Genomic DNA, 21,002 nt, shown 5'->3' with positions numbered 1-21,002 from the left:
GCTTCCAGGGCGAGGGCTTCGGGCGTCACTGCTTGCCGGCGGAGTTGGGGTCCTCGGCCCTTCCGAAGCGGAACAACAGGGTCTGCGGGTGGCCGACCAGCTCGACCCGGACGGCGGTCACGTCGCTGCCGGCCGGGACCCGGGCGGTCGCCCGGACGGGCGTGCCGTCCTCGGGCGTCACGTCCAGCGTCCGCTCGTTGACGCCGGCCCCGTCGATGGTCAGCAGCACCACCCTGAGCCGGTACGCCTTCTCGCCGGTGCCGTGCGCGTTCAGCGCGACCGGGACCACGGCGGTGGCGCCCTCGAAGGCGGGGGTGTCGGTGAAGTAGAGCTCGGTGAAGGCCGCGTTCTGCTGGGTGAAGGACTGCCGCAGCACGGTCCGCACCGGGGGCACCTGCCAGGCCAGCGCGGCCAGCAGGACCACCGCGAGCGCCGCCAGGGCCGGCCGCCGCCAGGGCGGGCCGGCCGCCCGGCGGCGCCGGGAGGTCCTGGCCCGCGCGGGCGTCCCGGACGCCTGCGCGGGCTCCTGCTCCCCGTCCGGGTCGCCCCCGTCCGGGTCGCCCGGGGCCAGGTCGTCCGGGGCCAGGTCGTCCGGGGCCTTCTCGGGCTCCGGCCCGTCGCTCGTGGTCCGATCCTCGGCACCGTCCACGGTGCCGCCGTGCTTGCGGCTCATACCGCTTCGTACTGCCCGGAGCGCACGTCCCGGCCCGGCTCGGCGTCGGCCTGCCGCGGACCGGGCACGGAGGCGGTGGTCCGCTGCTCCGGACGCACGTCCGCGTCCCGGCGGAAGCGGTGCTCGAACAGCTGGCGGAGGTTGGCCACGCCGTCGGGCAGCGCGTTCAGCTTCACCTCGCCACCGCGCTGGCGGTACTCGATCGGCACCTCCAGGAAGCGGTAACCCGCCCTGGTGGCAGCGTTCTTGATCTCCTGGGAGAAGGCCATGCCCGGCGAGCGCACGTCCAGACCGCTCCAGACGTAGCGGCGGAACACCCACATGCCGGACTGCGAGTCCCTCAGGCCGTTGCGGAACAGCCGGCGGCTGAGCGCGCTCAGCGCGTGGTTGGCGACCGCGTGCGAGCGCTTCATCGCCTCGCGGTTCTGCCGGCCGAGCCGGTTGGTGGTGAGGAACTCGACGTCCCGCTCGGCCATCGTCGCCAGCATGTCCGGCAGCGCGTCGAACGGGTAGGTGCAGTCGGCGTCACCGGTGGCTATCACATCGCCGGTGGCGGCGTCGAAGCCCTGCTGGTAGGCGTTCCCGTAGCCGCGCCGCGGCTGGTGCACCACCCGGGCGCCGAGCGACGCGGCGACCGCGGCGGTGTCGTCGGTCGACGCGTTGTCGACCACGATCACCTCGGTCTCCCAGCCGGCGGCGGCCAGTTCCGCGACCGGGATGTTGGCCATCACGGTGGGCAGGTTCGGTGCCTCGTTCAACGCCGGGATGACGATCGACAGACGTCGCACGCTTGAGTCCCCCCTGGGAAAATCCGCTGAGTCGGCACATGAGCCCCGTAGCCGCCGACCGACCGGGCAGAACTGTCCACCCATCAGAAGGCCGGTCCCGGACGCACTCTGTCGTGCGTACGTGAACCGGCCCGTGTCTCACAGCAGACCTTATCCGATGCTCACGCACCATCGGCACCCCCGTGACCATGTCGTGATGATCACAGGGGTGCCGGTGGGGGTATGCTGAAAGATTACGGTCCGTCAGATCCGACGGGGCGTCAGGCTCCGCTCCCGGTCAGCCGACCAGCCAGGAGGCCGTCGGCTTCTCCTTGACCCCGTTGGTCTTCAGCGAGGCGATCTGGTCCGCGCTCAGCGCCAGGTTCCAGATCTTGGTGCTGCCGATCACCCCGGCCCAGTTGCCGCTCCACAGCTTGTGCTGGCGGCTGCGGCCGAGCTGCAGCGGGCCCGGACCGGACCAGATCCCCGGCACCTGCGCGGAGGCGCTCTTGGAGGCCGGCTGGCCGTTGACGAACAGCGCGACGGTCTTGGTGCTGGCGTCGTAGACCCCGGTCAGCAGGGCCCACTCGCCGACCGTGTTGATGTTCTCGGAGGCGACCGAGACGATCGTGGAGTCGGCGCCGCCGTCGGCGGTCTGCACCCGGAACTCCCAGAACTTCTTGCCGTCCTGGGTGGCGTTGCGGCCGAGGTCGAACGAGAACGAGGCCCCGTCGCCCTGGCTGATCGCGGTCCGTTGGCCCTCCGGCGCCTCGTTGTAGACCCAGGCGGCGATGGTGAAGCTGCCGTTCACGTCCACCACCTTGGTGGCCGACTCGGCGTGCGAGTTGTTGTTGCTGCGCAGCCGCAGCACGTGGCCGTCCGGCACCCGGCTGACCTCGGCGTCCGGGCCGATGGCCAGATTGGCCTGACCGGAGAGGTCGGCCAGGGTGTTCGGGTCGCCCGGCACGGTGACCGATCCGCCCTGGCCCGGGGTGGCCGAACCCGAGGGCTTGGCGGTGGAGCTGCCGTCGGCCGTCGGCGAGGTGGCGGCCACCGTCGGGGTCTTCTCGTCGTCGGTCTTGTTGATGACGGCGTAGCCCGCGCCGACCCCGAGCGCCACGGCCACCGCGACCACCACGGCGGTGATGGTCCGCTTGCGACGGCGGACCCGCTGCTCCTCCTGGTCGGCCAGCTGCTCCCAGCTCGGGCTCGCGTTCGGCGGCTGCTGCTGGAACTGCTGGAACTGGGCCTGCGGGTGCGGGTATCCGTAGCCGTCCTGCGACGGGTAGCCACCCTGCGCGGGGTAGCCCCCCGGAGCGGGGTAGCCGCTCTGCGGATGCGGGTACCCGTACGCGGCCTGCCCCGGGATCTGGCCGGGCTGCACGGGCGGGAACGCGCCCGCCGGCGCCGCCTCGTTCGGCGTCTGAGAGGGATGCTGGCCCGGAGTCGGGGCAACGTCCGGGCGTTCCGTACCGTCAGTCATAGTGCGGATGCTAGAACATGGCGCCCCGACAGCCGACGGCCTCCCCACCGAACCGATACCGAAGCGGAACCTGCCGGGGGTGTACCGGCCCCGGCGGCGGGTGACGTCCGCTCAGCCGAAGGTCCGCCGGTACGCCTGCGGGGTGGTGCCGAGCCAGCGGGTGAAGTGGTGCCGCAGAGTGGCCGCGTTGCCGAAGCCGCTGGACGAAGCCACCGTCTCCACCGGCTCGTTGGTGCCCTCCAGCAGCCGCTGGGCGAGCAGCAGGCGCTGGTTGGTGAGCCAGCGGTGCGGGGTGGTGCCGGTCTCCTGCTGGAAGCGCCGGGCGAAGGTGCGCGGGGACATGTGCGCCCGGGCCGCCAGCTGATCGACGGTCAGCTCCTGGTCCAGGTGGTGGCGCAGCCACTCCAGCAGGCCGCCGAGCGAGTCCGCGTCGCACTCCGGCAGCGGCCGGGCGACGAACTGGGCCTGCCCGCCGTCCCGGTGCGGGGCGACCACCATCCGGCGGGCGATCCCCCGGGCCACCTCCGCCCCCTGGAGCTTGCGGACCAGGTGCAGGCAGGCGTCGATGCCGGCCGCCGTACCGGCCGAGGTGATCACCGGGTCCTCGTCCACGTAGAGCACGTCCGGCTCCACGGTCGTGAGCGGGAAGCGCGCCGCCAGCCGCTCGGTGTGCTTCCAGTGCGTGGTGGAGCGGCGTCCGTCCAACAGCCCGGCGGCGCCCAGCAGGAAGGCCCCGCTACAGATCGACAGCACCCGGGCGCCCCGGTCGGCCGCGGCCCGCAGCGCCTCGATCAGCACCTGCGGGTACTCGTCCCGGACGTGGGTGGCGGCGGCGATCACCAGGTCCGCCCCGGCCAGCCGCTCGGCGCCGTGCTCCACCTCGATCCGGTACCCGGCGTGGGTGCGCAGCAGCCCGGGCCGGTCGGAGGCGACCGCGAACTCGTAGAGCGGCAGCCCGTCGTCCCGCCGGTCGAGGCCGAACACCTCGGTGGCGACGCCCAGTTCGAACGGGTGGACGTCCTCCAGGACCACGGTGACCACGTTGCGCAGCATGGCGCCAGGATGCCCGATGGCAGGATATCGACGCAATGGGTTGTTCCTGCCACTCGTGGCAGCCGGGGCCCGGCGGAAGACTCGACGGCATGGACCTCCCCTCCGCCCTCGCCCTGCTCGCGATCCTCTCCGCCTTCGGCCTGCTCGGTGCCCTGGTCGGCCGCGATGTGACCCGCAACTCCCGCCACGGGCGCGACAACTGGCACCGCCCCGGGGGCTACCCCGCCGACCCGTCGACCGCCGATCGGCTGCACGGCACCCCCGGAGCCGGTTCGGACACCCGTTCGGGCAGACTGTCCGGATGGACATCGTCATCCGCCCCGCCGTCGAGGCCGACCTCCCCGCCGTCGGCGCCGTCACCCACGAGGCGTTCGTCGGAGACGGTCACAGCCCGGCCGACGGCCCCTACGCCTCCCAACTCCTCGACGCCCGCCCGCGCTTCGAGCAGGCCGAGCTCCTCGTCGCGGCCGACCCGGCCGACGGGCAGCTGCTCGGCTGCGTGACCTTCGCCGTCGGCGGCACCCCGTTCGCCGACATCGCCGCGCCGCACGAGGGCGAGATCCGGATGCTGGCGGTCTCCGGCGCCGCCCGGGGCCGCGGCGTCGGCGAGCAGCTGGTCCGGGCGGCGATCGCCCGCAGCCGCGAGCTGGGCCTGGCCGGCATGGCCTTCTCCACCCGGCCGTCGATGACCTCGGCGCACCGGCTGTACGAGCGCCTCGGCTTCCGGCGCACCACCGAGCGGGACTGGGACGTCCGCCCCGGCGTCCGGCTGCTGGTCTACACGATGACCTTCTGAGGAGCAGCTCCGAGACCTTCCGAGCCCGCTCCGACGGCTCCGTGGGGGCGCCCGGCCGGGCGCCCCCACGGACGTGTCCGGAGGCCGCCCGACGGCCTCCTCCAAGCCCCGCAAGGGTCCTGCGATGACGGACCGGAATAGGACGATCACGGCGACGCGCCACTAGATATGGGGGCGCTCATCTCAGGCGCCACAACATGTATGCTCGCTCTCGCTGTCGATGCAGGGGAACCCGGTGGAAGTCCGGGACTGCCCCGCAGCGGTGAGCGGGCGCCCCACAACGGCCCCCCGCGAGTCCGATGACCTGCCGACGGCGTGCCACACGGCTTCCCCGCAGACGCCTTGCAGCACAGCTTTGACGTCCGGGCCTCGCGGGTGGGCCGGGGGTGATCCGCGCGCGCCGTCAGGCGTTCCGCGCGTGCTCCCCTGCGCCCGATCGGGCCCGGCAGCCATGCCGACCGCCGCCGCCAGGAGAGAAGCGCCTTGACCATCGCTGCCTCAGTTGCCCTGCCCGCCCAGGGAACCGCCGAAGACCGGACCGACCCGGGGGCCGCACTGCTCCGGCTCCTCACGGACCGCAGCGCCGACCTCCCCCAGGTGGACCCGGGCCACGTCGCGGCCGCTGCGCTGCGCGGCCGGCACGCCGGCTCGGACTTCGCCGAGCTGCGCGGCCTGGCCGTGGAGGCTGCCGCCTCGATGATCGCCGAGGACCCGCAGTACTCGAAGCTCGCCGCCCGGCTGCTGGCGCTGGAGATCCGGGACGAGGCCGTCTCGCAGGGCGCCGTCACCTTCGCCGCCTCGATCGCCGTCGGCCACGCCGAGGGCCTGATCGGCGACGTCACCGCCGCCTTCGTGGCCAAGCACGCGACCGTCTTCAACGGCCTGATCGACCCGGCCGGCGACGACCGCTTCGAGTACTTCGGCCTGCGCACCGTGCAGTCCCGCTACCTGCTGCGCCACCCGATCACCCGTCAGGTGATCGAGACCCCGCAGCACTTCCTGCTCCGGGTCGCGGCGGGCCTGGCGGTCGGCGACACCGAGCAGTCGGTGGCCGAGGTGGCCGAGCTCTACCGCCTGATGAGCCGGCTGGAGTACCTGACCTCCTCGCCGACCCTCTTCAACTCCGGCACCAAGCACCCGCAGATGTCCTCCTGCTACCTGCTGGACTCGCCGCTGGACAACCTGGACTCGATCTACAACCGGTACGCCCAGATCGCCCGGCTCTCCAAGCACGCCGGCGGCATCGGCCTGTCCTACTCGCGGATCCGCTCGCGCGGCAGCCTGATCCGGGGCACCAACGGCAAGTCCAACGGCATCGTCCCGTTCCTGCGCACCCTGGACTCCTCGGTCGCCGCGGTGAACCAGGGCGGCCGCCGCAAGGGCGCGGCCTGCGTCTACCTGGAGACCTGGCACGCGGACGTCGAGGAGTTCCTGGAGCTCCGCGACAACACCGGCGAGGAGGCCCGCCGGACCCACAACCTGAACCTCGCCCACTGGATCCCGGACGAGTTCATGCGCCGGGTGAACGCCAACGCCGACTGGTCGCTGTTCTCCCCGGCCGACGTCCCCGAGCTGGTCGACCTCTGGGGCGCCGAGTTCGACGAGGCGTACGTCAAGGCCGAGCAGGCCGGCAAGGCCGTCCGCACCATCCCGGCGCAGACCCTGTACGCCCGGATGATGCGCACCCTGGCGCAGACCGGCAACGGCTGGATGACCTTCAAGGACGCCTCCAACCGGGCCGCCAACCAGACCGCGCTGCCCGGCCGGGTGGTGCACTCCTCGAACCTCTGCACCGAGATCATCGAGGTCACCGACGACTCCGAGACCGCCGTCTGCAACCTCGGCTCGGTCAACCTGGGCGCCCACGTGGCCCCCGGCGCCACCGCCGCCGACCTGCTGGGTGCGATGGACTGGGAGCGGCTGGACGCCACCGTGCGCACCGCCGTGACCTTCCTCGACCGGGTCATCGACATCAACTTCTACCCGACCACCGAGGCGGGCACCTCCAACTCCCGCTGGCGCCCGGTCGGCCTCGGCGTGATGGGCCTCCAGGACGTCTTCTTCCAGCTCCGGCTGGACTTCGACTCCGCCGAGGCCAAGCGGCTCTCCACCCTGATCGCCGAGCGCATCATGCTCACCGCCTACGAGCGCTCCAGCGAGCTGGCCGAGCAGTTCGGGCAGCACGAGGCGTACGGCGAGACCCGGGCCGCCCGCGGCCAGCTGCACATCGACCACTTCGGCGTCACCCCGGAGTGGACCGGCCGCTGGGACGCGCTGCGCGCGAGGATCGCCACCACCGGCCTGCGCAACTCGCTGCTGCTGGCCATCGCGCCGACCGCGACCATCGCCTCGATCGCCGGCGTCTACGAGTGCATCGAGCCGCAGGTCTCCAACCTCTTCAAGCGCGAGACCCTCTCCGGCGAGTTCCTCCAGGTCAACCCGTACCTGGTCCGCGAGCTCAAGGAGCTGGGCGTCTGGGACCAGCAGACCCGGGACGCGCTGCGCGAGTCCAACGGCTCGGTCCAGGACTTCAGCTGGCTGCCCGGCGAGGTCCGTTCGCTCTACCGCACCGCGTGGGAGCTGCCGCAGCGCGCGCTGATCGACCTGGCCGCCGCCCGTCAGCCCTACATCGACCAGAGCCAGTCGCTGAACCTCTTCATGGCGGCGCCGACCATCGGCAAGCTCTCCTCGATGTACGCCTACGCCTGGAAGGTCGGTCTGAAGACCACCTACTACCTGCGTTCGCGCCCGGCCACCCGGATCGCCCAGGCCGCCTCCGGCGCCGCCCGCGCCGCCGCGCCCGTGCCGGTGAACACCCCGACCCTCACCCCGGAGGAGGAGGCCGCGCTGGCCTGCTCCCTGGAGAACCCCGAGTCCTGCGAGGCCTGCCAGTGAGCACCCCCGACACCCCCGGCCGCGAGAAGATGCTGCTCGACCCGGGCTTCGAGCTGACCCTCCGTCCGATGCGGTACCCGTCGTTCTACGACCGGTACCGGGACGCGATCAAGAACACCTGGACCGTGGAGGAGGTGGACCTGCACTCCGACGTCGCCGACCTCGCCAAGCTGAGCGAGGGCGAGCGGCACATGATCGGCCGGCTGGTCGCCTTCTTCGCCACCGGCGACTCGATCGTCTCGAACAACGTGGTGCTGAGCCTCTACAAGCACATCAACTCCCCCGAGGCCCGGCTCTACCTGTCCCGGCAGCTGTTCGAGGAGGCCGTGCACGTCCAGTTCTACCTGACGCTGCTCGACACCTACCTGCCCGACCCGGACGACCGCGCGGCGGCCTTCGCGGCGGTGGAGAACATCCCCTCCATCCACCAGAAGGCGCAGTTCTGCTTCAAGTACATGAACGCGGTCGACCACATCGACTCGCTGCAGACCAAGGAGGACCGCCGCGCGTTCCTCCTCAACCTGATCTGCTTCGCGGCCTGCGTCGAGGGCCTGTTCTTCTACGGCGCCTTCGCGTACGTGTACTGGTTCCGCAGCCGGGGCCTGCTGCACGGCCTGGCGACCGGCACCAACTGGGTGTTCCGGGACGAGTCCATGCACATGGACTTCGCCATGTCGGTGGTGGACACCGTGCGCGAGGAGGAGCCCGACCTCTTCGACGACACGATGGCCAAGCAGGTCACCGAGATGCTGGAGGAGGCCGTCGAGGCCGAGCTCCAGTTCGCCCAGGACCTCTGCGGCGAGGGCCTGCCCGGGATGAACACCGAGTCGATGCGCCAGTACCTGGAGGCCGTGGCCGACCAGCGGCTGGCCCGGCTCGGCCTGCCGATCCGGTACGGCTCGACCAACCCGTTCGGCTTCATGGAGCTGCAGAACGTCCAGGAGCTGACCAACTTCTTCGAGCGCCGGGTCTCCGCCTACCAGGTCGCGGTCGAGGGCTCGGTCGCCTTCGACGACGACTTCTAGGCCGGCCCGCTCCCGCAGGACCCGACACGAAGGCCGCCGCCCCGGAGCTCCGGGGCGGCGGCCTTCGTCGTGCTCGGCGTGACGGGCCGTCAGTCGTTCGGCACGACCTCGTAGCGCGGGGTGCCCTCGGCCATCTGCTTCAGGGCGTCCTTGCGGTCCCGCTTCGACAGCTTGTCGATGTAGAGGAAGCCGTACAGGTGGTCGGTCTCGTGCTGGAGGCAGCGGGCGAAGAAGCCGGTGCCCTCGACCCGGACGGGCTTGCCGTCCTTGTCCTGGCCGGTGACCGCCGCGTAGTCCGGGCGGGGCAGCTCGGCGTAGGCGGTGGGGACGGAGAGGCAGCCCTCGTTGCCGTCGTCCAGGTTCCGCGGGCGGTCGGCCGGGAAGGGCTCCAGCACCGGGTTGACCACGTGCCCGACGTGGCGCACGCCCTCGTCGTCCGGGCAGTCGTAGACGAACACCTTGGCGTCCACGCCGATCTGATTGGCCGCCAGGCCGACGCCCTCGGCCGCGTACATCGAGACGAACATGTCGTCGATCAGCGCGGACAGGTCGGCGTCGAAGGCCGTGACGGTCCTGGTCTCCCGGTGCAGCACCGGGTTCCCGACCACGGTGATCGGACGGGCCGTGCCCTTGGAGGTGTCCGGCAGCTCCCCCACGATCCGGCCCGCGCCCGACTCCGCGTGGTCGTGGTCGTGGCCCTCGTGGTCGTGGCCCTCGTGGTCGTGGTCGTGCTGGTCCGCCATCGCTCCCGCTCTCCTGCTTACTCGGATCTTCCGGGTAAAGAGTACGGTGCGCGCACCCGTGGCGGCCCTTGCTCAGCAGACCTCTTCGAGGTCCCGGTAGGCCCGGGCACCCGGTGCCGCCGCCACCCAGCGGTCCAGCAGCGAGCGGACCAGGCCGGCCGGCGCGGCGATCCCGCACTCCCGCTCGGCCAGCCAGGCCAGCCCCGAGCCGGCCTGGCTGAGGTGGCTGAGGTGGCCGGGGTGGGCGGCGTCCCCGTCGTCGTGCGGGTCGTGGTGCACGGTCCGGCCGTCGTCGCTGGGCATCCGGCTCTCCGAGCAGGCCCGGCAGAGCAGCCGCACCGAGGAGGTCCAGTCCTCGGCCGCGTAGCCCGCGTCCGCCACCAGCCGCTCCAGCGCGTCCCGGTCGGCGGCGGTCTCGGCGTGCAGCAGCACCACGTAGGTCGGCACCGGGGAGGGCGCCCAGAGCTCGATCTCGTCGAAGACCGGATAGGCCGTGCCGTCCGCCACCCGCTCGCCGTGCGGGGCGCCGTCGTGCAGCACCACCTCGCCCCAGCGGCGGCCGGAGGAGGGCAGCGGGATGGAGAGCACCTCGATCCGGGCCGGGTCCAGCCGGCGGCCCCAGACCACCTCGGCCTCGCCCTCGGGCGAGAGCCGGACGGGCGTGGTGCCCAGGTCCAGCGAGACCGGGCCGTCCTGCGCGCCGCCGGGCAGCCGCAGGCCGTACGCCTGCCAGGAGCGGCGGGCCAGTGCCCAGTCCTGGAGCGCGGTGGCGGTGATGCCGAGGTTCCACCAGTCGGGCGCGCCCTGCTCGCGGTCGAGCAGCGCGACCGCCCGCAGGCCGGCCGCCCGGGCCTGCTCCCAGTCCCGGCGGAACTTGTGCAGCAGGGCCAGGTTGAACCAGGAGTCGGAGAGCCAGGGCTCCAGGTCGGCGGCCATCACCAGCAGCGTGCCGGCGTCCTCGTAGCGGCCGTCACCGATCAGGGTGAACGCCCGGTCGGTGGTCTGCCGCCAGGTCGCCGACGGCCGGTGCCGTGCGCGGTGGAAGATCCTCACGTTCCGTCCCTGCCGTAGTCGTCCGCCGGTTGCCCGGCCCGTCGGGGCGGGGGCTCGCGGCCCGCCCGGTCCGGGCCCTTTCCACGCTATGACCGCATCCAACCACGCCGCCCCGGGGCCGCGCTCCCCGCGAGGGTGCTCAGTCAGGTCCCGGGGGCCCTGCGGCCGGATCCGTCCCGGCGCTGTCAGGTACCCCCGCCGGGATCAGTCCGGGTACCGAGGACCCGGCATCGAGCCGAGCACGCCGCCCAGGGCGTCCAGCACCCGGGGGTCGTAGATCCGTCCGCCGCCCGCCCGCAGCCGGACCAGCACCTCCCGCCGGCCGTCCCGCTCGCCCAGCCCGCCGGCCCGGGCGGCGGCCGAGAGGTCGTCGAAGGCGTTGGCCACCCGGATGATCCGGGCCGCCAGCGGCACCGAGCGGTCCTCCCGGCCGTCCGGCCCGCAGTACGGGTCGGCCAGCCGGGCCACCTGCCCGGCCACCTGCCCGGGCACCCCGGTCCGGCTGATCACCTCGCTGCCGAGCCGGGCGATCCGCTGCTGCTCGGCCGGCGGCAGCAGTGCGGTGGCCCCGCCCGGCACCGGCTCCACCAGGGAGAGCTGGCCGATGTCGTGCATCAGCGCGGCGTACTCCAGCAGGGCGAGGTCCCGACTGCCCAGGCCCAGCTCGCGGCCGAGCGCGCAGGCCGTGTCGGCCACCCGGCGGGCGTGGCCGGCCGGGGTGTAGCCGGCCACCTCGGTGGCCCTCGCCAGCGTCTCGATGGTCTGCCCGGTGGTCGCCCGGACGGCGGCGGCCCGCCGGAAGGACGCCTGCGCCAGCACCAGCGGGGCGCAGAACAGCGGCAGCGCCCAGAGCCCGACCTCGCCCGCCAGCAGGCTGATCAGCATCCCGGTGGCGACGATCGCCGAGCCGATGCCGAGCAGCGAGCGCAGCTCGTCCTCCAGCGCGGCGCCGAACCGCAGCCCCAGCGCCGCCCGCCGCTGGACCGCCGCCAGGGTGGCGTCGCAGAGCGCGGCCAACGCGGCCACCCCGGTCAGGAAAACCCCGTAGACCGGCCCGGCCAGCGGCAGTTGGTCCAGCACCCCGCTGTTGTAGAGCGGCTGGAACAGCACTCCGGCGAAGCCCACCGTCAGCACCCGCCGGGCCGCCCCGTCCAGCACCCCGGGGCCGGGCCCGGAGGCGTGGGCCGGGCGGTGGCCCCGACGGCGGTGCGGGAAGCGGCCGAGCAGGGTGCCCGCCCCGGCCACCGCGACCACCTGGGAGACGCTGTGCGTGGTGGGCAGCCCGTGCAGCGGGCCGAGCAGCGCGTAGGCCAGCGCGACGGCGGTACCGATCGGGGCCTGCTCGCGGTCGCCCGGCAGGGTGATCCGGACCCGCTCGCCGACCGCCACCACCAGGGCGAAGGCCGCCGCCACCAGCGGGGCGGTCACCCCGTGGTGCAGCACGTCCAGGCAGCACAGCAGGAACAGCCCGGCCGCCACCAGCCGCAGCGCCCGGATCACGGGGCACCGCGCAGCAGGTCGGTGGCGCTCCGGCGGGCCGGCTCCGGCACCCCGAGCGGGATGTCCGGCACCTCGCCGTCCCAGCCGCCGGGCGGGGGCGGGGCCGGCTGCCAGCCGTGCTCGGCGACCGCCGCCACCAGCGCGCCGACCATCTGCGGGTCGAACTGGCTGCCGGCGCACCGCTCCAGCTCGGCGACCGCCTCGGCCACCGGCCGGCCGCGCCGGTAGGAGCGGGTGGAAGTCATCGAGTCGAAGGCGTCCGCCACCGAGATGATCCGGGCGAACTCCGGGATCCGGTCGCCGGTCAGCCCGCTCGGGTAGCCGCGCCCGTCCATCCGCTCGTGGTGGTGCAGGATGCCGCCGCGCGCCTCGCCGAGGAAGTCGATCCCGCGCACCAGTTCGTGGCCGAGCACCGGGTGCACCTCGACCGCCCGCCGCTCCTGCTCGGAGAGCGGGCCGTTGCGCCGCAGCAGTTCGGTGGCCACCCCGACCTTGCCGACGTCGTGCAGCGTCCCGGCGAAGTGCAGGGTGCGCAGCCGGTCCTCGGCCATCCCGAGCTGACGGGCGATCAGCACCGAGGCCCGGCCGACCCGTTCGCTGTGCCCCCGGGTGTACGCGTCCTTGATCTCCACCGCCTGCACCAGCGCCTGCACGGTGGCCCGGTGCGCCCGGCGCTCCCGGCTGCCCTGGGCCGAGACCCAGGCCGAGATGGAGAACGGCAGCAGCGCCAGCACGGCGGCGAACGCCCCGTACGGGCCCTGCCAGAGCACCGCGACCATCAGCCCGCCGGCCCCGTGCAGCAGCGCCCCGGCCAGCCGGCCGCCGAGCCCCTCGGTGATCCTGGTCCGGTCGTCCTCGGCGAGGTACCGCATCCCGCCCACCAGGGCCGCGTTGACCAGGCAGAACAGCGCGACGGCGGCCAGCGCGGGCAGCGCCGCACCGGGGAAGCGGGAGCCGAGCAGCAGCTCCGGGCCGTGCAGCAGCCGGAACAGCGTCGCGGCGGCGAAGGCGGAGAGCCCGAGCTGGGCCGCGTTCCAGGCCCGGCGCAGTGCCCGGGGCGCGGCGGCCGGGGCCACCAGCGCGGCCGGCACCGCGACCAGCGCGGCGGCGGCCGGCGGCAGCATCAGGACCCCGGCGAACAGCACCGGCAGGAAGACCGCCCCGCCCGTCCCGTCCTCGGCCGGCCGGGCGCCGCCGGCCGGGGCCCGCCCGGCGAACACCGCCCGGGCCGCCCGCGCGGTGCGCAGGCAGGGGGTCGGACTGCCCTGGGCCAGCGAGTCCCAGCAGGCGTGCAGCAGGGCGAGCAGCCCCAGCCGGGGCCAGTGCACCGGCCCGGTCAGCGGCCCGCCGCCCGGCAGGGCCGAACTCAGCAGGGCACCGAGCGCGGCGCACAGCACCAGCGCCACGTACCGTCTGGCCGCTCCCGGCAGCGCCGGGGCCGCCTCGTCACCGACGATCTCCGCCTCCCGACCCGGCCGCAGTTCCCTCGGGGCACCCGCCCGCTGAGGGCCCGTCAGGGAGAATAGGGGCCCGGCGGCCGGGCTGAGCGCCCGATCCGGGAATGCCCCGGTCGGCGCAGCGGCGGCTCACTCGAACGAGTGAGGAAGCAGCGGGTACGGAGAAGCCCGGCGCCCCCCGTGGGGTCGCCGGGCTCCGCCGCGCGGCTCTGCCTACTCGGCCGTCTCGGCGGCCAGCGGCTGCGGCAGCGGCTCGCCGTCGCGCTGGGCCGCCCGGATCAGGTCGATCCGGGCCAGCACCTTGCCACGCAGGTCGGCCGGGGAGTGCTCACTGGAGCAGGAGCGCTTGACCAGGGCCTTGATGGCGGCCTCCAGGCCGTACTCCTCCAGGCAGGGGGAGCACTCGTCGAAGTGCACCCGCAGCTTGGCGCAGTCGCCCTCGGCCATCTCGTTGTCGAGCAGCTCGTAGAGGTGGTCGAGCACCTCTCCACAGTCGGTGTCGTGCGGATCGCCGCAGCTCATGAGCCCGAGCCCTTCGCTTCCTGCCCTGCACCGCTGCCGGCCGGGACCAGCCCGCGCTCGCGGGCGTAGTCCTCCAGCATGACGCGCAGCTGACGGCGGCCACGGTGCAGCCGGGACATCACCGTGCCGATGGGAGTACCCATGATGTCCGCGATCTCCTTGTACGCAAAGCCCTCTACGTCCGCGAGGTAGACCGCGATCCGGAACTCCTCCGGGATCGCCTGCAGGGCGTCCTTCACGTCGCTGTCCGGGAGGTGGTCGAGCGCCTGGGCCTCGGCCGAGCGCAGACCGGTCGACATGTGCGACTCGGCCCGGGCCAGCTGCCAGTCCTCGATCTCCTCGGCGGCGGTGCGCTGGGGCTCCCGCTGCTTCTTCCGGTACGAGTTGATGAACGTGTTGGTGAGGATCCGGTAGAGCCACGCCTTGAGGTTGGTGCCCTCGCGGAACTGGTGGAAGGACGCGTACGCCTTGGCGAACGCCTCCTGGAGCAGGTCCTCGGCGTCGGCCGGATTGCGGGTCATCCGCAGGGCCGCCGAGTACATCTGGTCCAGGTAGCCGAGCGCGTCGCGCTCGAAGCGCTCGCGCCGCTCGTCCTCGGTCTCGTCGGCCGACACCCGGAAGGTGTCCTCGCCGATCGCCTCGGCCAGCTCCTCGCCCGTCAGCACCGCGCTGACCTCGACCGGCTCGGACTCGTGCTCCGCTCCGACGACCGGACCCACCTCCTCGGCAGTACGGACAGGCGCCTGGGTGGGCCCGCCCGTCAGCGAGGATATCGGGCTGACGGACTTCCCGCCCGCGCCGATCCACTCGGACCAGTCCGGCATCACGGCACCCGTGGCCGCACGCTCGGGGCACGCGATCGAACCCATCTGCCCTGCCTCTCCACCGGCTTCACCTTGCTGACGTGAGGTGTCAACCGCTCACCCGCACCGGTAATTCCCGGTGCGCCGGACGGACCTGTCAGCGCTGGTCGGAGCCCGGTCGGAGCCAGTCGAGGACCGCCGCGGTGATCACGTCCAGCGCCTCCTGCTGGGAGACCGGGGCCCGCTTGGGGACGGCGAAGCCGTGGTCGCCGTACGGCACCTCGACCAGCCGGTGGGTGTCCGGCAGCTCCGGGTACTCGGCGGGGGTGCCGAAGGAGTCCCGGGTGCCCTGGAGCACCAGGGTGCGGCAGCCGGTGGAGAGCAGTTCGTCCGCCCGGCTCTTCTCCGGCCGCCCCGGCGGGTGCAGCGGGAAGGCCAGCGCCAGCACCCCGGCGGCGCCGAGGGCGCCCGCCGTCCGGCAGGCCACCCGGGCCCCGGCGCTGCGCCCGCCGAGGTACAACGGCAGCCCGGGCCGGGCTAGTTCGGCGATCACCGGGAGCCAGCCGGCGTCCAGGGTCTTCGGCGCCGGGGCCACCTTCCGGCCGGCCACCCGCCAGGGCTGCTCGACCAGCGCGACGCCGACGCCGTGGCCGGGGAGCGCCGCGGCCAGCGCCGCGAGGTCGCGGGCCTCGACGCCGCCACCGGCGCCGTGGCCGAGGGCGAGCAGGGCGCGGGGCTCGCCGGCGGCCGGGTGCAGGGTGATCCGGGCCTCGCCGGCGGGGGTGGGAACGAGCATGACACTCCGTCAGGTGGGGCGGCGCTCTGTCGGCAGCCGGTACGGGTACCGAGTCGTATCAGAACAGCACGCCGTCCTCCGGCTCCGGCTCGACCTCGCTCAGCGGGCGCAGCAGCTCCGGGCCGTTGTTGCGGATGTTCCCCACCGCCGGGCCTATCGCCCGGGCCAGCAGGGCGCCGGGGGCCGGCGGCACCAGCAGCGGGAAGAGCCGGCCCGGGTCGTCCAGGGCCGGGTCCAGCCAGGCGTCGAAGGAGGACGGGTCCAGGAAGAGCGGCATCCGGTGGTGGATCGGGGCCAGCGCGGGCTCGGCGTCGGTGGTGACGATCGCGCAGGTGACCAGCCACGCCCCGGGGTGGTCCGGCGGGTGCCGGCGGTCCCGCCAGAACTCGTACAGCCCGGCCAGTGCGAGCACCGTGCCGTCCGCCCGGTGCACGAAGTAGGGCTGCTTCCTCGGCCTGCCCCTCTCGGTGGGGAGCGTCTCCCACTCGTAGTAGCCGTCCACCGGGACGATGCAGCGCCGGGAGGCGAACGCCTGCCGGTAGGAGGGCTTCTCATGCACGGTGTCCGAGCGGGCGTTGACCATCTTGGCCGCCGCGTCCGCCGACTGCGACCAGGCCGGGACGAGGCCCCAGCGCAGCACCCGCAGCTGGCGGACGGGCGCGCCGCCGCCCTTCGGCGCGCGGTCCAGCACCACGTAGGCGGGGGCGGTCGGCGGCACGTTCCAGCTCGGCGCGACGGTCTCGGTCGGGTCCCACTGCTGTACGCCGAAGGTCCCGACCAGGTCCTCCGGCCGGCTGGTGGAGGCGAAGCGTCCGCACATGACGGCCAGCTTGCCACGGCGGTTCTCACCCGAAGGGCAGAACCGGACGGTTCCGCCGGGCCGTCCTGGCATGGGAGGCTGCCGGTCCGGCGCGGCGGAGGAGGCAGGGATGGACATCGCAGGGCTCTGGCGGACGGTCGTCGACACCGTCATCGCCACCCAGCCGGCCCCGCCGCGCTGGCTGGTGCTGGCGAGCGCGGGCGCGGCGCTGCTGGCGGTGCTCCCGCACCCGCTCTGGCGGCTCAGCCGGAACGTGGTGACCATCGCCCACGAGGGCGGCCACGGCCTGGTGGCGCTGCTGACGAGGCGTCGGCTCTCCGGCATCCGGCTGCACTCCGACACCTCCGGCCTGACCATCTCCTCCGGCCCGCCGACCGGCCCCGGCATGATCCTCACCGCCGCCGCCGGCTACACCGCTCCCCCGCTGCTCGGGCTCGGCGGCGCGGCGCTGCTGGCCGGTCAGCACGTCACCCAGCTGCTGTGGATCGCGGTGGTGCTGCTGGCCGGGCTGCTGGTGATGATCCGCAACCTCTACGGGCTGCTCGCGGTGCTGGTCACCGGCGGCGCCTTCTTCCTGATCTCCTGGTACGGCGGCAGCCAGCTGCAGGCCGCCTTCGCCTACGCGGGCGTCTGGTTCCTGCTGCTGGCCGGCGTGCGGCCGGTGCTGGAGCTCCAGGCCAAGCGCCGCCGCGAGGGCGTCCGCTCCACCGACGCCGACCAGCTGGCCCGCCTCACCGGCCTCGGCCCGCTGGTCTGGGTGACGGTCTTCCTGCTGGTCGCCGTGGTCTCGCTGGCCCTCGGCTCGGCCTGGCTGCTGGCCTGAGCCACCGTCAGCTCCGGCCGGGCGGTGCGTACAGGATGGGCCCCTAGACTGGCTGCATGACCGATGAGCTGTGGCCCGCACCCCTCGCAACCGGTGCCGTCGACGCGACCGTGACCGTGCCCGGATCGAAGTCGGCGACCAACCGCGCGCTGGTGCTGGCCGCGCTGGCCGACGGCCCCGGCTGGGTGCGGCGCCCGCTGCGCAGCCGGGACTCCCAGCTGATGGCGGACGGCCTGCGCGCGCTCGGCGTGACCATCGAGGAGACGGTCAACAACGCCAGCGGCGGCACCGGCGGCGGCGAGGCCTGGCGGGTCATCCCGGCCGGCCGGCTGCGCGGCCCGGCCCGGGTGGACGTCGGCAACGCGGGCACCGTGATGCGCTTCCTGCCCCCGCTGGCCGCGCTGGCCGACGGCCCGGTGCACTTCGACGGCGACCCGCGCAGCCACGAGCGGCCCCAGCACGGCGTGATCGACGCGCTGCGCGCGCTCGGCGTGCGGATCGACGACGGCGGCCGGGGCGGCTTCCCGCTGACCGTGCACGGCACCGGCGCGGTGGACGGCGGCACGGTGGAGCTGGACGCGTCCTCCTCCTCCCAGTTCGTCAGCGCCCTGCTGCTCTCCGGCGCGCGCTACAACAGCGGCGTGGAGGTGCGGAACACCGGCTCCTCGGTGCCCTCCCTGCCGCACATCCGGATGACCGTCGACATGCTCCGCAAGGCCGGCGCCCAGGTCGACGCGCCCGAGGACGGCGGCGAGAAGGACGTCTGGCGGGTCACCCCCGGCGCGCTGATCGGCCGCGACCTGGTGGTCGAGCCGGACCTCTCCAACGCGGCCCCGTTCTTCGCCGCCGCCCTGGTGACCGGCGGCCGGGTGACGGTCCGGGACTGGCCCCGGCACACCTACCAGCCGGGTGACCAGCTGCGGGACCTCTACACCCGGATGGGCGGTTCCTGCGCCTTCACCGACGAGGGCCTGACCTTCACCGGCACCGGCACGATCCACGGCATCGAGGCCGACCTGCACGACGTCGGCGAGCTCACTCCGGTGATCGCGGCGGTGGCCGCGCTGGCCGACTCCGAGTCCCACCTCCACGGCATCGCCCACCTGCGGCTGCACGAGACCGACCGGCTGGCCGCCCTGGCCAAGGAGCTGAACGAGCTCGGCGGCGACGTCAGCGAGACCGCCGACGGCCTGCGGATCCGCCCCCGCCGGCTGCACGGCGGCACCTTCCGCACCTACGAGGACCACCGCCTCGCCACCGCCGCCGCCGTGCTCGGCCTGGCCGTGCCCGGCGTGCTGGTGGAGAACGTGGCCACCACCGCCAAGACCCTGCCGGACTTCCCGCTGATGTGGGCCGAGCTCCTCGGCCAGGGCTGACGGGGGATCAGGGCATGCGCCGCTACGGTAAGGACACCGACGAGGACGACATCCGCAACCGCCCGGCCCGCAAGGGCTCGCGACCGCGGACCAGGATCCGGCCCAAGCACGAGGACGCCTCCGAGGCGATGGTGCTCACCGTCGACCGGGGCCGGATCACCTGCCTGGTCGAGGTCGGCACCAAGCGCGAGCGCGAGGTCACCGCGATGAAGGCCCGCGAGCTGGGCCGCAAGGGCGTGGTGGTCGGTGACCTGGTCCAGCTGGTCGGGGACCTCTCCGGCGAGCCGGACACGCTGGCCCGGATCGTCCGGGTGGAGGAGCGCACCTCGGTGCTGCGCCGCACCGCCGACGACGACGACCCGTACGAGCGGATCGTGGTGGCCAACGCCGAGCAGCTGGCCATCGTCACCGCGCTGGCCGACCCGGAGCCGCGCTCCCGGCTGATCGACCGCTGCCTGGTGGCCGCGTACGACGCCGGGATGACCCCGCTGCTGGTGCTGACCAAGTCCGACCTGGCCCCGGCCGAGCCGCTGCTGGAGACGTACGCCCCGCTCGGCATCGACTACGTGGTGACCCGGCGGGACGAGCTGGAGACCACCGGCGCGGAGGCCGTCCGGGACCACCTGCGCGGGCTGGCCACCGTCTTCATCGGCCACTCCGGCGTCGGCAAGACCACCCTGGTGAACGCCCTGGTGCCGGAGCGGCAGCGGACCACCGGGCACGTCAACGCGGTGACCGGCCGGGGCCGGCACACCACCGTCTCGGCGCTGGCCCTGCGGCTGCCGCCGCCGCCCGGCGCCAAGCCCGGCTCGAAGAAGGCGCTGGACCCGGGATGGGTGATCGACACCCCCGGCTTCCGCTCCTTCGGCCTCTCCCACATCGACCCGTCCCGGGTGATCCTGGCCTTCCCCGACCTGGAGCCGGGCACGGTGGATTGCCCGCGCGCGTGCAGCCACGACGAGCCGGACTGCGCGCTGGACGCCTGGGTCGAGGAGGGCCACGCCGAGCAGGCCCGGCTGTACTCGCTGCGCCGGCTGCTGGCCTCGAAGGAAACCCGGGAGGGTGACTGACGGCTGACGCCGGATCACCTTTCGGCCCGTCGGAAGTGTCGCTCCCGCCCCTCGCGGCGATCATAGGAAGGTCGGACCGTGCGGTCCGGCCTCGCGAGGGGAGTCGGCTCGGATGGCTTGGGCTTTGGTGATCATCGCCGGACTGCTGGAGACCGGTTTCGCGATCAACCTCAAACTCAGCGACGGTTTCACCAAGCTCTGGCCGACCGTCAGCTTCGCGGTCTTCGCGCTCAGCAGCTTCGGCCTGCTCACCCTCTCGCTGAAGACCCTGCCGGTCGGCCCGGCCTACGCGGTGTGGACCGGGATCGGCGCGGCCGGCACCGCGATCTACGGCATGCTCTTCCTGGACGAGGCCACCACCACGCTCAAGCTGGTCTCGATCTCGCTGGTGGTGGCCGGGGTGATCGGCCTCCAGCTCAGCGGTTCCGGCCACTGAGCCCGCCCGGTCCGCAGTGCGAGCCGAACTGGTCGCGGACGGACCGGGCTCGCTAGGGTCTTCGACATGGCCGACTACCACGACGATCTCCGACTCGCCCACGTCCTCGCCGACTCGGCCGACTCGATCACCATGGAGCGCTTCAAGGCGCTGGACCTCAAGGTCGAGACCAAGCCCGACCTGACCCCGGTCAGCGACGCCGACAAGGCGGCCGAGGAGCAGGTCCGGCACGTGCTCCAGCGGGCCCGCCCGCGGGACGCGGTGCTCGGCGAGGAGTTCGGCCTGCAGGGCTCCGGCCCGCGCCGCTGGGTGATCGACCCGATCGACGGCACCAAGAACTACGTCCGGGGCGTGCCGGTCTGGGCCACCCTGATCTCGCTGCTGGAGGTCGGCCCGGACGGCGAGCAGCACCCGGTGGTCGGCATCGTCTCGGCCCCCGCGCTGAACCGCCGCTGGTGGGCGGCCAAGGGCCTGGGCGCGTTCGCCGGGCGCAGCCTGGCCAAGGCGAGCCGGATCCAGGTCTCCCGGGTCTCCCGGCTGGCGGACTCCTCGCTCTCCTACTCCTCGCTCAGCGGCTGGGAGGAGCGGGCCCGGCTCGACGCCTTCCTGGACCTCACCCGGTCCTGCTGGCGCACCCGCGCCTACGGCGACTTCTGGTCCTACATGATGGTCGCCGAGGGCGCGGTGGACATCGCGGCCGAGCCCGAGCTCTCGCTCTGGGACATGGCCGCGCCCTGCATCGTGGTGCAGGAGGCCGGCGGCCGTTTCACTGGCCTGGACGGCATCGACGGCCCGAACGGCGCCGACGCGGTGGCCTCCAACGGGCTGCTGCACGACGAGGTGCTGCGGGCGCTCACGATCTGACGCCCGGCGGGACTGGTGCGGGCCCCGGGGGTGATCGAACACCCCCG

Annotated in this window: 20 protein-coding genes and 1 riboswitch; of the genes, 8 read left to right on the top strand and 12 right to left on the bottom strand. The window is 73.6% G+C overall.

The annotated features are described in order from the left end of the window. Positions 1-25 precede the first annotated feature (25 nt). The 4 genes from ACIRBX_RS21190 to ACIRBX_RS21175 form a co-directional block, all read right to left on the bottom strand. A complete protein-coding gene (locus ACIRBX_RS21190; RefSeq protein ID WP_402298597.1) occupies positions 26-673 on the bottom strand; it encodes a hypothetical protein in 648 nt (215 codons plus the stop codon). Then, positions 670-1,461: a glycosyltransferase family 2 protein gene (locus ACIRBX_RS21185; protein WP_402298596.1), complete on the bottom strand. Its 792-nt coding sequence runs from the start codon at positions 1,459-1,461 to the stop codon at positions 670-672. Before ACIRBX_RS21185 ends, ACIRBX_RS21190 begins: the two co-directional genes overlap by 4 nt. Before the next feature lie 277 nt (positions 1,462-1,738). After that, positions 1,739-2,923 (bottom strand): LamG domain-containing protein, encoded by a 1,185-nt coding sequence (locus ACIRBX_RS21180; RefSeq protein ID WP_402298595.1) that lies wholly within the window; start codon positions 2,921-2,923, stop codon positions 1,739-1,741. 111 nt (positions 2,924-3,034) lie between these two features. Further along, positions 3,035-3,976 (bottom strand): helix-turn-helix domain-containing protein, encoded by a 942-nt coding sequence (locus tag ACIRBX_RS21175; protein ID WP_402298594.1) that lies wholly within the window; start codon positions 3,974-3,976, stop codon positions 3,035-3,037. 301 nt (positions 3,977-4,277) lie between these two features. On the opposite strand from ACIRBX_RS21175, the gene ACIRBX_RS21170 reads away from it, so the two are divergent. The 3 genes from ACIRBX_RS21170 (at position 4,278) to ACIRBX_RS21160 (ending at position 8,692) form a co-directional block, all read left to right on the top strand. Then, entirely contained in the window at positions 4,278-4,772 is a 495-nt protein-coding gene (locus tag ACIRBX_RS21170) for a GNAT family N-acetyltransferase (protein ID WP_402298593.1), read from the top strand. 184 nt (positions 4,773-4,956) lie between these two features. Beyond that, positions 4,957-5,099, top strand: a riboswitch (cobalamin riboswitch). A gap of 156 nt (positions 5,100-5,255) precedes the next feature. Further along, complete coding sequence (locus ACIRBX_RS21165) at positions 5,256-7,667, top strand: ribonucleoside-diphosphate reductase subunit alpha (protein ID WP_402298592.1); 2,412 nt, start codon at positions 5,256-5,258, stop codon at positions 7,665-7,667. A 29-nt stretch (positions 7,668-7,696) separates the two neighbouring features. Continuing rightward, complete coding sequence (locus ACIRBX_RS21160) at positions 7,697-8,692, top strand: ribonucleotide-diphosphate reductase subunit beta (RefSeq protein WP_402298797.1); 996 nt, start codon at positions 7,697-7,699, stop codon at positions 8,690-8,692. 89 nt (positions 8,693-8,781) lie between these two features. Here the strand turns inward: ACIRBX_RS21160 and def are convergent, their stop codons facing one another. The 8 genes from def to ACIRBX_RS21120 form a co-directional block, all read right to left on the bottom strand. Beyond that, positions 8,782-9,435 carry a peptide deformylase gene (gene def / locus ACIRBX_RS21155; protein WP_402298591.1) on the bottom strand — a complete coding sequence of 218 codons (654 nt, stop codon included), beginning with the start codon at positions 9,433-9,435 and terminating at the stop codon, positions 8,782-8,784. Positions 9,436-9,507: 72 nt separating this feature from the next. Continuing rightward, positions 9,508-10,488 (bottom strand): tetratricopeptide repeat protein, encoded by a 981-nt coding sequence (locus tag ACIRBX_RS21150; RefSeq protein WP_402298590.1) that lies wholly within the window; start codon positions 10,486-10,488, stop codon positions 9,508-9,510. Between the two features lie 204 nt (positions 10,489-10,692). Next, entirely contained in the window at positions 10,693-11,988 is a 1,296-nt protein-coding gene (locus tag ACIRBX_RS21145; RefSeq protein WP_402298589.1) for an HD-GYP domain-containing protein, read from the bottom strand. Beyond that, positions 11,985-13,394: an HD-GYP domain-containing protein gene (locus ACIRBX_RS21140; protein ID WP_402298588.1), complete on the bottom strand. Its 1,410-nt coding sequence runs from the start codon at positions 13,392-13,394 to the stop codon at positions 11,985-11,987. Before ACIRBX_RS21140 ends, ACIRBX_RS21145 begins: the two co-directional genes overlap by 4 nt. Before the next feature lie 264 nt (positions 13,395-13,658). Next, positions 13,659-13,967, bottom strand: a complete 309-nt coding sequence (gene rsrA / locus ACIRBX_RS21135; protein WP_402298587.1) for a mycothiol system anti-sigma-R factor — start codon at positions 13,965-13,967, stop codon at positions 13,659-13,661. Next, positions 13,964-14,836: a sigma-70 family RNA polymerase sigma factor gene (locus tag ACIRBX_RS21130; RefSeq protein ID WP_402298586.1), complete on the bottom strand. Its 873-nt coding sequence runs from the start codon at positions 14,834-14,836 to the stop codon at positions 13,964-13,966. The genes rsrA and ACIRBX_RS21130 overlap by 4 nt, the downstream gene beginning before the upstream one ends. A gap of 91 nt (positions 14,837-14,927) precedes the next feature. Continuing rightward, positions 14,928-15,566 carry an alpha/beta family hydrolase gene (locus ACIRBX_RS21125; RefSeq protein ID WP_402298585.1) on the bottom strand — a complete coding sequence of 213 codons (639 nt, stop codon included), beginning with the start codon at positions 15,564-15,566 and terminating at the stop codon, positions 14,928-14,930. A gap of 58 nt (positions 15,567-15,624) precedes the next feature. After that, positions 15,625-16,386 (bottom strand): SOS response-associated peptidase, encoded by a 762-nt coding sequence (locus ACIRBX_RS21120; protein ID WP_402298584.1) that lies wholly within the window; start codon positions 16,384-16,386, stop codon positions 15,625-15,627. A gap of 109 nt (positions 16,387-16,495) precedes the next feature. Here ACIRBX_RS21120 and ACIRBX_RS21115 point away from each other — a divergent pair, with 109 nt between their 5' ends. The 5 genes from ACIRBX_RS21115 to hisN all read left to right on the top strand — a co-directional run bounded on the left by ACIRBX_RS21115 (position 16,496) and on the right by hisN (position 20,955). Beyond that, the gene (locus ACIRBX_RS21115) at positions 16,496-17,209 is read left to right on the top strand and encodes a M50 family metallopeptidase (RefSeq protein ID WP_402298583.1); all 714 of its coding nucleotides are present in this window, start codon (positions 16,496-16,498) and stop codon (positions 17,207-17,209) included. A 56-nt stretch (positions 17,210-17,265) separates the two neighbouring features. Then, a complete protein-coding gene (gene aroA / locus ACIRBX_RS21110; protein ID WP_402298582.1) occupies positions 17,266-18,585 on the top strand; it encodes a 3-phosphoshikimate 1-carboxyvinyltransferase in 1,320 nt (439 codons plus the stop codon). A 14-nt stretch (positions 18,586-18,599) separates the two neighbouring features. Continuing rightward, positions 18,600-19,655, top strand: coding sequence for a ribosome small subunit-dependent GTPase A (rsgA, locus tag ACIRBX_RS21105; RefSeq protein WP_402298581.1), 1,056 nt, complete (start codon positions 18,600-18,602; stop codon positions 19,653-19,655). 112 nt (positions 19,656-19,767) lie between these two features. Then, complete coding sequence (locus ACIRBX_RS21100) at positions 19,768-20,091, top strand: DMT family transporter (protein ID WP_402298580.1); 324 nt, start codon at positions 19,768-19,770, stop codon at positions 20,089-20,091. A 66-nt stretch (positions 20,092-20,157) separates the two neighbouring features. After that, on the top strand, positions 20,158-20,955 hold the full coding sequence (hisN, locus tag ACIRBX_RS21095) for a histidinol-phosphatase (RefSeq protein ID WP_402298579.1): 798 nt from the start codon (positions 20,158-20,160) through the stop codon (positions 20,953-20,955). The last annotated feature ends 47 nt before the right edge of the window (positions 20,956-21,002 follow it).

The organism is Kitasatospora sp. NPDC096147 (assembly GCF_044763225.1).
Taxonomy (GTDB): domain Bacteria; phylum Actinomycetota; class Actinomycetes; order Streptomycetales; family Streptomycetaceae; genus Kitasatospora.
This window is presented reverse-complemented; position numbering and strand designations above follow the sequence as displayed.

Bases quoted from the DNA above. Each gene is read 5' to 3' on its own strand.
- ACIRBX_RS21190 (WP_402298597.1), bottom strand. From the start codon at position 673: ATGAGCCGCAAGCACGGCGGCACCGTGGACGGTGCCGAGGATCGGACC.
- ACIRBX_RS21180 (WP_402298595.1), bottom strand. From the start codon at position 2,923: ATGACTGACGGTACGGAACGCCCGGACGTTGCCCCGACTCCGGGCCAG.
- ACIRBX_RS21175 (WP_402298594.1), bottom strand. From the start codon at position 3,976: ATGCTGCGCAACGTGGTCACCGTGGTCCTGGAGGACGTCCACCCGTTC.
- ACIRBX_RS21170 (WP_402298593.1), top strand. From the start codon at position 4,278: ATGGACATCGTCATCCGCCCCGCCGTCGAGGCCGACCTCCCCGCCGTC.
- ACIRBX_RS21160 (WP_402298797.1), top strand. From the start codon at position 7,697: ATGCTGCTCGACCCGGGCTTCGAGCTGACCCTCCGTCCGATGCGGTAC.
- def (WP_402298591.1), bottom strand. From the start codon at position 9,435: ATGGCGGACCAGCACGACCACGACCACGAGGGCCACGACCACGAGGGC.
- rsrA (WP_402298587.1), bottom strand. From the start codon at position 13,967: ATGAGCTGCGGCGATCCGCACGACACCGACTGTGGAGAGGTGCTCGAC.
- ACIRBX_RS21130 (WP_402298586.1), bottom strand. From the start codon at position 14,836: ATGGGTTCGATCGCGTGCCCCGAGCGTGCGGCCACGGGTGCCGTGATG.
- ACIRBX_RS21125 (WP_402298585.1), bottom strand. From the start codon at position 15,566: ATGCTCGTTCCCACCCCCGCCGGCGAGGCCCGGATCACCCTGCACCCG.
- ACIRBX_RS21120 (WP_402298584.1), bottom strand. From the start codon at position 16,386: ATGTGCGGACGCTTCGCCTCCACCAGCCGGCCGGAGGACCTGGTCGGG.
- ACIRBX_RS21115 (WP_402298583.1), top strand. From the start codon at position 16,496: ATGGACATCGCAGGGCTCTGGCGGACGGTCGTCGACACCGTCATCGCC.
- aroA (WP_402298582.1), top strand. From the start codon at position 17,266: ATGACCGATGAGCTGTGGCCCGCACCCCTCGCAACCGGTGCCGTCGAC.
- rsgA (WP_402298581.1), top strand. From the start codon at position 18,600: ATGCGCCGCTACGGTAAGGACACCGACGAGGACGACATCCGCAACCGC.
- ACIRBX_RS21100 (WP_402298580.1), top strand. From the start codon at position 19,768: ATGGCTTGGGCTTTGGTGATCATCGCCGGACTGCTGGAGACCGGTTTC.
- hisN (WP_402298579.1), top strand. From the start codon at position 20,158: ATGGCCGACTACCACGACGATCTCCGACTCGCCCACGTCCTCGCCGAC.